12 protein-coding genes and 1 rRNA gene are annotated in these 14,688 nt (G+C 58.0%); 3 read left to right on the top strand and 10 right to left on the bottom strand.

Translation table 11 applies throughout. The features are described 5' to 3' along the window. Nucleotides 1–88: 88 nt before the first annotated feature. The 10 genes from AB4N80_RS04475 to AB4N80_RS04430 all read right to left on the bottom strand — a co-directional run bounded on the left by AB4N80_RS04475 (nucleotide 89) and on the right by AB4N80_RS04430 (nucleotide 9,926). Nucleotides 89–2,050 carry a DUF7844 domain-containing protein gene (locus tag AB4N80_RS04475; RefSeq protein WP_122567806.1) on the bottom strand — a complete coding sequence of 654 codons (1,962 nt, stop codon included), beginning with the start codon at nucleotides 2,048–2,050 and terminating at the stop codon, nucleotides 89–91. Then, nucleotides 2,047–2,367 carry a DUF2388 domain-containing protein gene (locus tag AB4N80_RS04470; RefSeq protein WP_003187020.1) on the bottom strand — a complete coding sequence of 107 codons (321 nt, stop codon included), beginning with the start codon at nucleotides 2,365–2,367 and terminating at the stop codon, nucleotides 2,047–2,049. The genes AB4N80_RS04475 and AB4N80_RS04470 overlap by 4 nt, the downstream gene beginning before the upstream one ends. Before the next feature lie 27 nt (nucleotides 2,368–2,394). Continuing rightward, nucleotides 2,395–2,703, bottom strand: coding sequence for a DUF2388 domain-containing protein (locus AB4N80_RS04465; RefSeq protein WP_207967104.1), 309 nt, complete (start codon nucleotides 2,701–2,703; stop codon nucleotides 2,395–2,397). Between the two features lie 106 nt (nucleotides 2,704–2,809). After that, entirely contained in the window at nucleotides 2,810–3,127 is a 318-nt protein-coding gene (locus AB4N80_RS04460) for a DUF2388 domain-containing protein (protein ID WP_053127081.1), read from the bottom strand. 342 nt (nucleotides 3,128–3,469) lie between these two features. Further along, the gene (locus tag AB4N80_RS04455; protein ID WP_003187014.1) at nucleotides 3,470–3,685 is read right to left on the bottom strand and encodes a DUF1127 domain-containing protein; all 216 of its coding nucleotides are present in this window, start codon (nucleotides 3,683–3,685) and stop codon (nucleotides 3,470–3,472) included. Between the two features lie 319 nt (nucleotides 3,686–4,004). Then, on the bottom strand, nucleotides 4,005–5,498 hold the full coding sequence (locus AB4N80_RS04450; protein WP_460080852.1) for an acetyl-CoA hydrolase/transferase family protein: 1,494 nt from the start codon (nucleotides 5,496–5,498) through the stop codon (nucleotides 4,005–4,007). A 200-nt stretch (nucleotides 5,499–5,698) separates the two neighbouring features. After that, on the bottom strand, nucleotides 5,699–7,135 hold the full coding sequence (locus AB4N80_RS04445; RefSeq protein ID WP_053127085.1) for an NAD(P)(+) transhydrogenase (Re/Si-specific) subunit beta: 1,437 nt from the start codon (nucleotides 7,133–7,135) through the stop codon (nucleotides 5,699–5,701). After that, the gene (locus AB4N80_RS04440; RefSeq protein ID WP_003187010.1) at nucleotides 7,135–7,458 is read right to left on the bottom strand and encodes an NAD(P) transhydrogenase subunit alpha part 2; all 324 of its coding nucleotides are present in this window, start codon (nucleotides 7,456–7,458) and stop codon (nucleotides 7,135–7,137) included. The genes AB4N80_RS04445 and AB4N80_RS04440 overlap by 1 nt, the downstream gene beginning before the upstream one ends. A 15-nt stretch (nucleotides 7,459–7,473) precedes the next feature. After that, entirely contained in the window at nucleotides 7,474–8,595 is a 1,122-nt protein-coding gene (locus AB4N80_RS04435; protein ID WP_053127087.1) for a Re/Si-specific NAD(P)(+) transhydrogenase subunit alpha, read from the bottom strand. A 434-nt stretch (nucleotides 8,596–9,029) separates the two neighbouring features. Then, complete coding sequence (locus AB4N80_RS04430; protein ID WP_122567809.1) at nucleotides 9,030–9,926, bottom strand: LysR family transcriptional regulator; 897 nt, start codon at nucleotides 9,924–9,926, stop codon at nucleotides 9,030–9,032. A 156-nt stretch (nucleotides 9,927–10,082) separates the two neighbouring features. On the opposite strand from AB4N80_RS04430, the gene AB4N80_RS04425 reads away from it, so the two are divergent. The 3 genes from AB4N80_RS04425 (at nucleotide 10,083) to AB4N80_RS04415 (ending at nucleotide 14,653) form a co-directional block, all read left to right on the top strand. Next, nucleotides 10,083–11,264 carry an acyl-CoA dehydrogenase gene (locus tag AB4N80_RS04425; protein WP_014335919.1) on the top strand — a complete coding sequence of 394 codons (1,182 nt, stop codon included), beginning with the start codon at nucleotides 10,083–10,085 and terminating at the stop codon, nucleotides 11,262–11,264. Between the two features lie 13 nt (nucleotides 11,265–11,277). Next, nucleotides 11,278–12,498, top strand: a complete 1,221-nt coding sequence (locus AB4N80_RS04420) for a CaiB/BaiF CoA transferase family protein (protein WP_460080847.1) — start codon at nucleotides 11,278–11,280, stop codon at nucleotides 12,496–12,498. Between the two features lie 618 nt (nucleotides 12,499–13,116). Continuing rightward, a 16S ribosomal RNA gene (locus tag AB4N80_RS04415) occupies nucleotides 13,117–14,653 on the top strand. Nucleotides 14,654–14,688: the final 35 nt, after the last annotated feature.

Raw genomic sequence — 14,688 nt, 5'->3', positions numbered from 1 at the left:
CCTGTCTGAAAAATTGCATGAAGCCTGTTTGGGGCGCTTTGTGACCCAGCGGGAGCAAGCTCCCTCGCCACAACGGCGGCATTGTTCGTCAGGGCAACTCCAATCCGCCTCCGGCCTTGTGCAGCTTGCGCAAATGTTCGCCGATCGCTTTCACATTCGCCTCGCTCGCGGCAATTTCAGCCGCGCGGCTCGGCTCGAGCAACGCCCGGACTTCCTTGTCCAGATCGCCTGTCAGCGTTTGCAGTTGTTTCTGCCGCAAACTGCTTTCCGACTCCAAGCGTTGCCACTCGCTGGGTTGCGGCAAGCCGTAGCCGCTGCTGCCCAACAGTTCGGCCGGACGGCTCAGGAAACCACTGTTGGCGAGGATCTGCTGCAGTGTCGCGTTAGCCCTTTCCATACCGCCGTTCTGCAACTCACGGGCGCCGAGGTAACGCTGTTTGACCTCATCCTGCGCCAACAACAGTTGCCGACGATAACTGGCCTGTTCCAGCAGCAACAACGCCGCGCTGGTGCGCAGGTCGGCTTGCTCGAACCAGACGCGGCGTTCGGCGGCGTCCAGGGCCAGCCAGTCTTCCACCGTCTGTTGCTTGATCGGCAGATACTTCTTCAGCACGTTGAACATCGCCTGATACCGCTCGCGGAAGGAGTCGAAGCGGTAGCCCAGCCGCAAGGCTTCCTTGGGATCGTCCAGCACACTGGTATCCGCCAGGCCCCGGCCCTTGAGTACCTCCAGCAGGCCGTTGGGCATGATGCTGTCCAGGCCTTTGAGCTGCTCGTTATTGCTGCCGCTGCGCAGCAGCTTCAAGCTTTCCACGGCGCAGTTATTGGACAGGAAGTAATAGTTGCCGTCGTAGCTCCAATGCATTTCGGCGGCGTGCTCGACCGTTTCCTCGATCTCGGTGCGCGACAGGTTCAGTGGCACCGATGCCAGGCTGCGCAGTTCGGTTTTGGTGTATTCATCGATCACCTGGGCCAATGGCAATACGAACAGGCGCGACGGGTATTTACCGACCAGCCCGTCCCAACTCGACAACTGCACATCGCCCACGAAGGCGCGGTACGACAGCACCAGGTGTTGGTCCAGATCCAGTCGACAGTCCGGGCCACGTGGCCGGCCCGGTGCGCAGATCACCAGCCGGAGCATGCTGTGACCCCAGCGGCTCACCCAGTTCTGATTGGCTTCGGCCAGCAGGTAATCAATGGCATAGACCCGTTCTGGATCGACCTTGCCCAGTGGTGTCTTGGCGAAGTCGTTGCCGGCGTTGAGGAAGGCGAACGATTGGGCGCAGGTGTCCTTGGCGGCGGGTGCCCAACCGAAGTGTTCCTGGTAATAGCGATACAGGGCGGGGCGTCGGCAGGCATAGCTGGAGTCCAGGAGAAAGTACTCCATATTGACCGCGACGAACTCCTTGGGGCTGCTCGTTTCATAGAGATCCGGGCTGCGGGCGACCTGGCGGTTGTGCTGTTCCCGTTCTCCGCGACGACCGACGTATTGCGGCCAGCCGGCGAGGTCCAGCAAGCGGGGATCATCGCTGAGGGTGAAGCGGCGGTCGTTCTGGCCCCGGCATTCATCGGGAAGACCGATCAACCCGGCGCTGCTGTTGCGTCGGGTGCAACGCTGGATCAGTGCGCGTTCGACATCTGGCCATAGACGCGAGCGGTCATAGATGTGGGTCAGTTCGTGCAGGACCGTGGCGAGCATTTCCCGGCGTACGGTGCCGTGGGGACGATGGGTCTTTTGCGTCGCGGCGCTGCCGTCGACAAGGCTGTCGAGCAGGTTGCTATTGAGGTCCAGTTGCGACACCAGCGAGGCCTGGCCGTAGGCGTTGACGGGCATCTGGTCGGTCCAGCCGACATCGATGCGTCGGTCCAGCCGCTCGATGAAGCGCGGCGGCAGGGCCTGCATGGCTTCATCGAGCAGCGCCTGGCTGGCCTGCTGTTGCGCCGGGCTCAGGCCTTCGGCGTTGAGGTGCAATTGCAGGCCGGCGTGGGCCATGCTGCCCGTGAGCAGCAAGACCCCAGCCGCCAGCCAGGCGGCGAACCGCCTCACAATGCGAGGATGGCTTCGGCGAGAACCTGGTCACTGGCGTCGCGGGCTTCCGGCACGCGGGTGCGCAAGGTGTCGAAGGCAGCCTCGAGGTGCGCGCCACGAATTTCACCATTGCTGGCGACAAAACTGGCCGCATCGTCATGGGCTTCGCGGACGATTTTCGAATCACGGATGGACGTGGTGGTGTCGGAAGTGAAATCAATCGTGCGCTGGGAGGCGCGAACGATGATGTTACTGGTGGCTACCAGGGTATGTGCCTGGGCCACATCGGCCAACACCAGCAGGCCTAGGGCGGCAGCAATCAGCGGGCTACGCATGGAACGACTCCGGAAAAATAAGGATAACTATTGGACGAGAATTGCCTGTGCCAGTTCAAGGTCGCTGGCATGAAGTTTTGGCTGGGTCCGGCGCAGGTAATCCAGGGCCGATTCCAGTTGTGCACCACGCAACTGCCCGTCGCTGGCAATGAAGGCCGCAGCATCATCGTGAGCGGCGACGATCAGTTTATGGTCGAAGGGCGCGGAGGTCACCATGCTCGTGGCATAGCCGCTGACCACCACTTGCTGGGTGGATACATCGAAAGCATGGGCCGGCACGGACCAGCAAAAAACGACGAAGAAAGATGCGATGAACAGATCTGAGTAAAAACGCATGGGACTCGACGGTTGATGGCGAGCCTGAAGGCTAGCGCAAACCTGCGGGCCAGAGCCAGTGCTGAAACATCGGAACACCCTTTGGCGTCCGATGTTTCATGTTGCTTCAGATCACCAGGATGGCCTGGGCCAGCTGTGCATCGGTGGCGTTGAGCTGTGGTGCCTGCTGGCGGATGTAATCCAGGGCACTTTCCAGTTTCACACCACGGATGGCGCCTTCGCTGGCCACGAAGCTGGCGGCGTCATCACGGGCGGCTTGAACGATCTTGTTGTCCCGCAGGGATGAGGTTGCATCGGAGGTCACGTCGGAGGTGGCCTTGAGTGCTCCGACGAGGGAGTCGGTGGTGACGATGAAGCTGCTGGCGTTGGAGTGGGCGGCTACGGCCAGCAGGGCAACCGCGCTGAGCAGGCGAAGACGGATCATGATGAAACTCCTTGAATGATGAGGTGATGCCGGTGCGTGTAGCTGGAAGAGGAGACGCATGCTCGACTCGCTTCGCCACGTTCGCTCCGATATTAGGACAGGAACGCGTTGGCTGACAGCCTTTGCGAGAGCCATTGGCTGCGGAGGCTCGCATTGTCCGTTACGGCTCAAGAATAACTGTACTGGTATTTTTTTGTCTGTGAGGAAACTGTTATTTCTCTCCGGTTTCCCAAAAAACAGGCCCGGAAACGACAAGACCCGTCGCGGTTACCCGCGACGGGTCTTGTTTGTTCAATTCGGTGCTGGCGGTGGACCCGGTGGGTCAGGGCCAGCGACGCTGAGTTAGCGCCAGAACGGCTTGCTCAGCTCTTCGTAGCGTTGTGCTTCGCTGATACCGGCATCAGCCAGCAGGCGCGAATCCAGACGTGCCAGTTGGTGACGGCTGGCGATGCGGCGCTGCCACAACATCAGGTTGGCGATAACGCGAAGAGGCAGGGAAGCCTGGTTTTTTTCAGCTTTGTCTTCGAAAAACAGCTCGGAACTGAGTGTACGTTCCATGGTTGACATCCTTCCGCTTGTGGCGGGATTAGGTAGTGGTTTGACTGGTGCCCATGATCCTCTCGTTTGGCCAGTCTCTCTAGATACAGTTCACCTGTATTGTGAGAGACCAGTTAACTGTTAAAGGGTGGTGTACTGGTCGATATTGAGGCAACTGTACCTGTCTGCACATTATTGGTGCAAATTTACAGTTAGATGGTTGTTTTGTGGGAAAAGACTGTAAGAAAACACCGGTACAGAAGTACAGTTTTTGTAGATCCTGGCTCGAATGACAGCCTGCAACCAAAACTGTATTTGCGGTAGCGGTGATCCAGCTGTATCAGACGGCCAACATGCGCCCGGTTTCTTCCAGGTTCAGGTGCCAACTCAGTGCATCGCGCAGGACATGTGGGGTATGTCCGCCCAAGGCGCACGCAGCGTCGAAATACTCGTTCAAGGCTTGGCGGTAGGTGGGGTGCACGCAGTTGTCGATGATCACTCGTGCGCGCTCCCTGGGTGCCAGGCCCCGCAGGTCGGCCAGGCCGATCTCGGTCACCAGGATGTCGACGTCATGTTCGGTATGGTCCACATGGCTGACCATCGGCACGACACTGGAAATGGCACCACCCTTGGCAATCGATTTGGTAACGAAAATCGCCAGGTGAGCATTGCGGGCGAAATCCCCCGAGCCGCCGATGCCATTCATCATCCGCGTGCCGCAGACATGGGTGGAATTGACGTTGCCGTATAGGTCGAACTCCAGCGCGGTGTTGATACCAATGATGCCGAGACGGCGCACCACCTCGGGATGGTTGGAGATTTCCTGTGGGCGCAGGACCAATTTGTCCTTGTACCTTTCCAGGTTTCCGAACACATCGGCGTTACGTCGACCCGACAGGGTGATCGAGCTGCCGGAGGCGAAACTCAGCTTGCCGGCGTCAATCAAGTCAAAGGTCGAGTCCTGCAGAACCTCGGAATACATGCTCAGGTCTTCGAACGGGGAATCGATCAGCCCGCACATCACGGCATTGGCGATGTTGCCAATCCCGGCCTGCAACGGTCCGAGCTTGTTGGTCATGCGTCCGGCCGAAACCTCCTGCTTGAAGAAGTCGATCAGGTGATCCGCAATAGCTTGGGTGTCGCTGTCCGGTGGCGCGACGGTCGAAGGCGAGTCCCCTTGGTTGGTAATGACAATGGCGGCGATTTTTTCCGGCGGGATCGGAATAGCGGGACTGCCAATACGGTCGTCGACTTTCACCAAGGGGATGGGTGTGCGGGTGGGGCGATAGGTCGGGATATAGATGTCGTGCAGCCCTTCCAGATTAGGGTTGTGAGCCAGGTTGATCTCAATGATCACTTGCCGGGCGAAGATGGCGAAGCTGGCTGAATTACCCACCGATGTGGTCGGTACGATATGCCCTTGCTCGGTAATGGCCACCGCTTCGATCACGGCAATATCGGGCAGTTTGAGCTGGCCGTTGCGCAGTTGTTCGACGGTTTCCGAGAGATGCTGGTCGATGAACATCACCTCGCCTGCGTTGATCGCCTTGCGCAGCGTGCTGTCGACCTGGAACGGCATGCGTCGCGCCAGTACACCGGCTTCGGTGAGCTCCTTGTCGAGGTCGTTGCCCAGGCTCGCACCGGTCATCAGGCTGATTTTCAGCGGAGTGACCTTGGCCCGTTCAGCCAGGGCGTGGGGCACTGCTTTCGCTTCTCCGGCGCGGGTAAAGCCGCTCATGCCGACGGTCATGCCGTCCTGAATCAACAAGGCTGCTTCGGCAGCGCTCATCACTTTATTCAATAACGAAGGCAAGCGGATGCGATCACGGTACATAAGTGGTTATCTCGGGCTGGAAAGCAAGATGCGCAGTCTAGTGAATTAGCGCTGTGCCCGACCCGCTACAAAGGTCGCATTTCAGGCGTCTATTACGGGCGTTTCAGGCAAAACATCATTACCGGATCGGTAATATTTTGCTTTGATGCAAATCAAAACGCCCCGACAAGTCGGGGCGTTTTGGGTGAAGCAGTGAGGGGTTATTCCACCGCTTTGACCATGTCTTCGATGACCTTCTTGGCGTCACCGAACACCATCATGGTCTTGTCGAGATAGAACAGCTCGTTATCCAGGCCCGCATAGCCGCTGGCCATCGAGCGCTTGTTGACGATGATGGTCTTGGCCTTGAACGCTTCGAGGATCGGCATGCCGGCAATCGGCGACTTCGGATCGTTCTTCGCGGCCGGGTTGACCACGTCGTTGGCGCCCAACACCAGCACCACGTCGGCCTGGCCGAACTCGGAGTTGATGTCTTCCATCTCGAACACCTGGTCGTAGGGCACTTCGGCCTCGGCCAGCAATACGTTCATGTGCCCGGGCATGCGACCGGCCACCGGATGGATCGCGTATTTAACGGTCACGCCGTGGTGGGTCAGCTTCTCGGTCAGCTCTTTGAGCGCATGCTGCGCCCGTGCCACCGCCAGGCCGTAGCCCGGCACGATGATCACGGTGTCGGCGTTGGTCAGCAGGAAGGTTGCGTCGTCAGCCGAGCCGGATTTCACCGGACGGGCTTCTTTGGAGCCTGCCGGGCCAGCAGCATCTGCGGTATTGCCGAAGCCACCGAGCAGCACGTTGAAGAACGAACGGTTCATCGCCTTGCACATGATGTAGGAGAGGATCGCACCGCTCGAACCCACCAACGAACCGGCAATGATCAGCATCGAGTTGTTCAGCGAGAAGCCGATACCCGCTGCGGCCCAACCGGAATAACTGTTGAGCATCGAGACCACCACCGGCATGTCCGCGCCGCCGATCGGGATGATGATCAGTACACCCAGCACGAACGCCAGGGCCAGCATCAGGGCGAACGCGCCGAGGTTGCCGGTGAACATGAAGGCCAGGCCCAGGCCCAGTGTGGCGAGGCCCAGGATCAGGTTGAGCTTGTGCTGGCCGCCAAACTGTACCGGTGCGCCCTGGAACAGGCGGAACTTGTACTTGCCCGACAGCTTGCCGAACGCGATCACCGAACCGGAGAAGGTGATTGCACCAATGGCGGCACCGAGGAACAGCTCCAGGCGGTTGCCCGCCGGAATCGAATCGCCCAATTGCTTGACGATGCCCAAGGATTGCGGCTCGACGACCGCCGCGATGGCAATGAACACCGCCGCCAGGCCGATCATGCTGTGCATGAACGCCACCAGCTCCGGCATCTTGGTCATTTCGACGCGTTTGGCCATGATCGAGCCGGCGGTGCCGCCGATCAGCAGGCCGACGATGACGTAGCCGATGCCGGCAGTCGCAAGCTCAGCACCGAGCTTATAGATGAGGCCCACGGTGGTGAGCACCGCCAGCGCCATGCCGAGCATGCCGAACAGGTTGCCACGGCGAGAGGTGGTGGGGTGCGACAGGCCTTTGAGGGCCTGGATGAAGCAGATCGACGCGATCAGGTAGAGCGTCGTTACCAGGTTCATGCTCATTACTTGGGCGCCTCTTCTTTTACGGCTTTCGGGGCTTTTTTCTTGAACATCTCAAGCATGCGGCGCGTCACCAGGAAGCCACCGAACACGTTCACCGCGGCGAGGGCCACGGCGAGGGTGCCCATGGTCTTGCCCAAAGGGGTCACGGTCAGCGCGGCGGCGAGCATGGCGCCAACGATCACGATCGCCGAAATGGCGTTGGTCACCGCCATCAACGGCGTGTGCAGCGCGGGCGTTACGTTCCAGACCACGTGGTAACCGACATAAATCGCCAGCACGAAGATGATCAGGTTGTAGATACCGGGGGAGATAAGCTCTTCCATTGTCTGAATCCCTGCTTAGGCGTTTTTGCGGATGACTTGGCCGTCGCGGCACATCAGGCACGCGGCGACGATGTCGTCTTCCAGGTTCACGTCGAACTGACCTTCCTTGGTGAAGACCAGCTTCAGGAAGTCCAGCAGGTTACGGGCGTACAGCGCCGAAGCGTCAGCCGCGACTTCACCGGCCAGGTTGGTCGGACCGCAAATGGTCACACCATTCTCGACAACCACCTGATCGGCCACGGTCAACGGGCAGTTACCGCCCTGGGCTGCCGCGAGGTCGATGACCACCGAGCCAGGTTTCATTTGCGCGACGGTTTCGGCACTCAGCAAAGTCGGTGCCTTGCGGCCCGGAATCAATGCAGTGGTGATGACGATGTCGGCCTGCTTGGCGCGCTCGTGCACGGCTTGAGCCTGGCGCTGCATCCAGCTGGCCGGCATGGGCCGGGCGTATCCACCGACACCGACGGCGCATTCACGCTCTTCGTCGGTCTCGTAGGGCACGTCGACGAACTTGGCGCCGAGGGATTCGATTTGCTCCTTGACCGCCGGACGCACATCCGAAGCCTCGATCACCGCACCCAGGCGCTTGGCAGTGGCAATCGCCTGCAACCCGGCCACACCCGCACCGAGAATCAGCACCCGCGCTGCTTTCACGGTACCCGCCGCGGTCATCAGCATCGGCATGAAGCGCGGATAGTGATGGGCGGCCAGCAGCACGGCTTTGTAACCGGCGATGTTCGCTTGAGACGACAGCACATCCAGGCTCTGGGCTCGGGAAGTACGTGGCGCGGCCTCGAGGGCGAAAGCGGTAATGCCGCGTTCGGCCAGCTTGGCGATGGTTTCGTTGTTGAACGGATTGAGCATGCCCACCAGAACGGTGCCGCTCTTGATCAGCGTCAGTTCGCTGTCGCTGGGGGCCACCACCTTGAGGATTAGCTCGGCCCCGAATGCATCACTGGCGCTGCCAATGGTTGCGCCCGCTGCCTCATAGGCACTGTCGATAACGCTGGCCTTGATACCGGCGCCGCTTTGAACAGTGACTTTATGGCCTTGGCCGATCAACTTCTTGATGGTTTCCGGGGTAGCAGCAACCCGTGTTTCACCCGTTTGGGTTTCGAGGGGAACACCAATGTGCACGTCAAATCTCCTGCGTGATCTTATTGAGTAAACCCAGGCACTTCGGATGGTGCGGCTGGGGCGGCCGATCAGCACGATCCCGCCAAACCAGGCGGGGCGCGGCATTTTGCAGGCGAAAATTCAGCCCTTCAAGGGATTATGACGGGTGACGGAAAATTAACTACAAGTCACCCTGTGACCGAATGTCGCAATTATCGATCGACAGCCCTTGTGGGCCGTGCTTTCCAAGGATTCAGGTTCAAATTGACTATTTTTCCCATCGGCCAGATGAATAAGCGCTGATGCGTTGCGCGATATGGCTCAAAGCCATGTATTTAGACGCTTTGGAGACTACTGCACGGGCTTGATAACAGATTGACTGAATGCGACATAAACTTATATCTGTAGCGACTTTTGTTAGTTGACTACCTAGGTGTGTTTTTGCTTTTTCCTTTTTAATCAAGAAGATAGGTGCTTGCTTGTTTCACGAGCCAATCACGAAAAGCTCGAAGGGAGGCAGATTCGACCTTTCGCTCTGGAATCATCAGGTAGTAGGCCTTGATGCTCGACAGCGCGTTACGGTTGGCCACGATCAGTCGTTTCTCTGCCAGCTCGCGCTGAATCAAAAAGGGCGGAATCAGCGCAATGCCCATGTCATGCATAGCTGCTTGGGCGAGCATGGAGAATAGTTCATAACGCGGGCCTGTCAGGTCTCGTGCAATGTTCAGGTTCTGAGCGTTGAACCACTGGCGCCACGCATACGGGCGAGTGGTCTGCTGGAGCAAGGGCAACTCGGCGATGGCCTCCGGCGTCAGGCTCTTGCGACCGTCTAGCAAGGTAGGGCTGCATACCGGCATCGGATTTTCGCCCATCAGCTTGTGGGATTCGGTACCGGACCAGTCCGCATCGCCAAAATAGATAGCGGCGTCAAACTCCGTGTCTGCAAAGAGAAAGGGGCGCGTGCGGTTGGTCAGGTTGACGGTGACTTCCGGATGCTGCTGCTGGAAGTCCTTGAGGCGTGGCAGCAGCCATTGGGTGCCGAAAGTTGGAACCACCGCCAGTTCGATCACGTTCGCACCGGTGTGGCCCATCACTGAAAGCGTGTCGCGCTCGACGGCGTCCAGTTGGGTGGCAACTCGTCGGCTGTAGGAAAGACCTGCTTCGGTCAGTTTGACCCCGCGGCGCGAGCGTCGGAAAAGCTCCACGCTGAGGAAGTCCTCCAGGCTGGCGATCTGTCGGCAGATAGCGCCTTGCGTGAGAGAAAGCTCCTGCGCCGCCTTGGTGAAGCTTTCATGGCGCGCGGCAGCCTCGAAACTGACCAGGGCGGCGGTGCTGGGGATTTTGCGGCGCATGTACGTAAGCCTCACTCGATAGCCGGATAAACGGGGTTTTCGGCGTTTCCGGAGTGAGAAATTAGCACAAGATAGTGCGTAATCCTCGTTTGCCCTTGTAGGAAACCAAGCCTAGGATCAATCCACGATTTTCATTTAATTGGCGAGGACTCTTTCATGGCCGGTAAAGCGAGCTTCAACTGGATCGATCCATTATTGCTGGATCAACAGCTCACCGAAGAAGAACGCATGATCCGCGATACTGCCGAGCAGTTCGCCCAGCAGAAGCTCGCACCGCGAGTGCTGGAAGCGTTCCGCCATGAGAAAACCGACCCGGCGATTTTCCGCGAGATGGGAGAAGTGGGCCTGCTGGGGGCAACCATTCCTGAGCAGTACGGCGGCAGTGGGTTGAACTACGTCAGCTATGGTTTGATCGCTCGTGAAGTGGAACGCGTTGATTCCGGCTATCGCTCGATGATGAGCGTGCAGTCGTCGCTGGTCATGGTGCCGATCAATGAATTCGGAACTGAGGCGCAAAAGCAGAAGTATTTGCCGAAGCTGGCGTCGGGTGAATGGATCGGCTGCTTTGGTCTGACCGAGCCGAACCATGGTTCCGACCCGGGCGCGATGATTACTCGTGCGCGCAAAGTGGAAGGTGGTTACAGCCTGACGGGCAGCAAGATGTGGATCACCAACAGTCCGATCGCTGACGTATTTGTGGTCTGGGGCAAGGATGACGCTGGCGATATCCGCGGCTTCGTTCTCGAGAAAGGCTGGAAAGGTCTGAGTGCGCCGGCTATTCATGGCAAGGTCGGGCTGCGCGCCTCGATCACCGGCGAAATCGTCATGGACAATGTATTCGTTCCGGAAGAGAACATTTTCCCCGATGTCCGTGGCTTGAAGGGCCCGTTTACTTGTCTGAACTCGGCGCGCTACGGCATCTCCTGGGGCGCCTTGGGGGCTGCTGAATTCTGCTGGCACACCGCTCGCCAGTACACGCTGGACCGCCAGCAGTTTGGTCGTCCGCTCGCTGCGAATCAGTTGATCCAGAAGAAACTGGCCGATATGCAGACTGAAATCACGCTGGCCCTGCAGGGATGCCTGCGTCTGGGACGTATGAAAGATGAAGGCACGGCGGCAGTCGAGATCACCTCGATCATGAAGCGCAACTCCTGCGGCAAGTCCCTGGATATTGCTCGCATGGCGCGGGACATGCTGGGCGGCAATGGTATTTCCGATGAGTTCGGCATCGCGCGTCATCTGGTGAACCTGGAAGTCGTGAACACTTATGAAGGCACGCACGACGTTCATGCGCTGATTTTGGGGCGTGCGCAAACCGGTATCCAGGCGTTCTATTAATAGGAGAACGGTCATGGGCGCGCTTTCGCATCTGCGGGTATTGGATTTATCGAGGGTCTTGGCCGGGCCGTGGGCCGGACAGATCCTGGCGGACCTGGGGGCTGATGTCATTAAGGTCGAGCGTCCCGGCAATGGTGACGATACACGCGCCTGGGGGCCACCCTTCCTGAAGGATGCCCGAGGCGAGAACACGACCGAAGCCGCTTATTATCTGTCGGCCAATCGCAATAAACAGTCGGTGACCATCGATTTCACGCGCCCAGAGGGCCAGCGGCTGGTACGAGAGCTGGCAGCCAAGTCCGACATTCTGATCGAGAACTTCAAGGTGGGCGGCCTGGCGGCGTATGGCCTGGACTATGACTCGCTAAAGGCGATCAACCCGCAATTGATCTATTGCTCGATAACTGGCTTTGGTCAAACGGGTCCTTATGCCAAGCGCGCCGGGTATGACTTCATGATTCAGGGGCTGGGGGGCTTGATGAGCCTGACCGGCCGCCCTGAGGGGGATGAGGGGGCGGGACCGGTTAAGGTGGGGGTTGCGCTGACGGATATCCTCACGGGGTTGTATTCGACGGCTGCCATTTTGGCGGCGCTGGCTCATCGTGATCATGCCGGCGGCGGGCAGCACATCGACATGGCCTTGCTGGATGTTCAAGTGGCTTGCCTGGCCAACCAGGCGATGAATTACCTGACCACGGGCAATGCGCCGAAGCGGCTGGGTAATGCTCATCCGAATATCGTGCCCTATCAGGATTTTCCTACGGCTGATGGCGACTTCATCCTTACCGTGGGTAATGACAGTCAGTTCCGAAAGTTCGCTGAGGTTGCTGGTCAACCGCAGTGGGCTGATGATCCGCGTTTTGCTACTAACAAGGTCCGGGTGGCGAACCGGGCGGTGTTGATTCCGTTGATTCGCCAGGCAACGGTGTTCAAGACCACCGCTGAATGGGTGACCCAATTGGAGCAGGCGGGTGTGCCGTGCGGGCCTATCAACGACCTGGCCCAGGTGTTTGCCGATCCTCAGGTGCAGGCTCGTGGGTTGGCGATGGAATTGCCTCACCTGCTGGCCGGTAAAGTGCCGCAGGTGGCCAGTCCGATTCGACTGTCCGAGACGCCAGTGGAGTATCGCAATGCACCGCCTTTATTAGGGGAGCATACGCTGGAGGTGCTGCAGCGAGTGTTGGGGTTGGACGAAGCTGCGGTTGCGACGTTCAGGGAGGCTGGGGTGCTGTGAGTCTTCTCCTCTATATAGAGGCGCATTTTGAAAGGATAAAAGCGGTACTGTGCAAGTTATTGATAGAAAAGCGAAATTAAGGGTTGACGGCAGATTCTGGACGTCTATAATTCGCCCCACTTCCGGCGCAGTCGAAACGGAAAACTCCTTGAGATTCAATGAGTTAAGTAGGTTTCGAAGGGGTTTTGCTTCAGTTCATCGAAGCCTGGAAGGAGCAGATAGAGCAGTGTTGTTTGGCTCTATCAGCGGTTCGATCTTCTCGGTCGAAAGCGGTGAAAAAGAGGTGTTGACAGCAGCGAGTAACGCTGTAGAATTCGCCTCCCGCTAACGAGAGATCGGAAGCGCAAGTGGTTGAAGTTGATAAGGAAACTTTGAAAACTTATAAAAATAACCGCTTGACAGATACACGGGGCGCTGTAGAATGCGCGCCTCGGTTGAGACGAAAGACTCAGCCAACCGCTCTTTAACAACTGAATCAAGCAATTCGTGTGGGTGCTTGTGGAGTCAGACTGCTAGTCAACAGATTATCAGCATCACAAGTTACTCCGCGAGAAATCAAAGATGTAACCAACGATTGCTGAGCCAAGTTTAGGGTTTTCTCAAAACCCAAAGATGTTTGAACTGAAGAGTTTGATCATGGCTCAGATTGAACGCTGGCGGCAGGCCTAACACATGCAAGTCGAGCGGTAGAGAGGTGCTTGCACCTCTTGAGAGCGGCGGACGGGTGAGTAATGCCTAGGAATCTGCCTGGTAGTGGGGGATAACGCTCGGAAACGGACGCTAATACCGCATACGTCCTACGGGAGAAAGCAGGGGACCTTCGGGCCTTGCGCTATCAGATGAGCCTAGGTCGGATTAGCTAGTTGGTGGGGTAATGGCTCACCAAGGCGACGATCCGTAACTGGTCTGAGAGGATGATCAGTCACACTGGAACTGAGACACGGTCCAGACTCCTACGGGAGGCAGCAGTGGGGAATATTGGACAATGGGCGAAAGCCTGATCCAGCCATGCCGCGTGTGTGAAGAAGGTCTTCGGATTGTAAAGCACTTTAAGTTGGGAGGAAGGGCATTAACCTAATACGTTAGTGTTTTGACGTTACCGACAGAATAAGCACCGGCTAACTCTGTGCCAGCAGCCGCGGTAATACAGAGGGTGCAAGCGTTAATCGGAATTACTGGGCGTAAAGCGCGCGTAGGTGGTTCGTTAAGTTGGATGTGAAAGCCCCGGGCTCAACCTGGGAACTGCATTCAAAACTGTCGAGCTAGAGTATGGTAGAGGGTGGTGGAATTTCCTGTGTAGCGGTGAAATGCGTAGATATAGGAAGGAACACCAGTGGCGAAGGCGACCACCTGGACTGATACTGACACTGAGGTGCGAAAGCGTGGGGAGCAAACAGGATTAGATACCCTGGTAGTCCACGCCGTAAACGATGTCAACTAGCCGTTGGGAGCCTTGAGCTCTTAGTGGCGCAGCTAACGCATTAAGTTGACCGCCTGGGGAGTACGGCCGCAAGGTTAAAACTCAAATGAATTGACGGGGGCCCGCACAAGCGGTGGAGCATGTGGTTTAATTCGAAGCAACGCGAAGAACCTTACCAGGCCTTGACATCCAATGAACTTTCCAGAGATGGATTGGTGCCTTCGGGAACATTGAGACAGGTGCTGCATGGCTGTCGTCAGCTCGTGTCGTGAGATGTTGGGTTAAGTCCCGTAACGAGCGCAACCCTTGTCCTTAGTTACCAGCACGTAATGGTGGGCACTCTAAGGAGACTGCCGGTGACAAACCGGAGGAAGGTGGGGATGACGTCAAGTCATCATGGCCCTTACGGCCTGGGCTACACACGTGCTACAATGGTCGGTACAGAGGGTTGCCAAGCCGCGAGGTGGAGCTAATCCCACAAAACCGATCGTAGTCCGGATCGCAGTCTGCAACTCGACTGCGTGAAGTCGGAATCGCTAGTAATCGCGAATCAGAATGTCGCGGTGAATACGTTCCCGGGCCTTGTACACACCGCCCGTCACACCATGGGAGTGGGTTGCACCAGAAGTAGCTAGTCTAACCTTCGGGGGGACGGTTACCACGGTGTGATTCATGACTGGGGTGAAGTCGTAACAAGGTAGCCGTAGGGGAACCTGCGGCTGGATCACCTCCTTAATCGACGACCGCAGCTGCTTCATGAGCTCCCACAC

This window comes from Pseudomonas sp. H3_A02, assembly GCF_054671965.1.
Note: the sequence above shows the minus strand (reverse complement) of the source record. Positions and strands in the feature narration are given on the sequence as shown.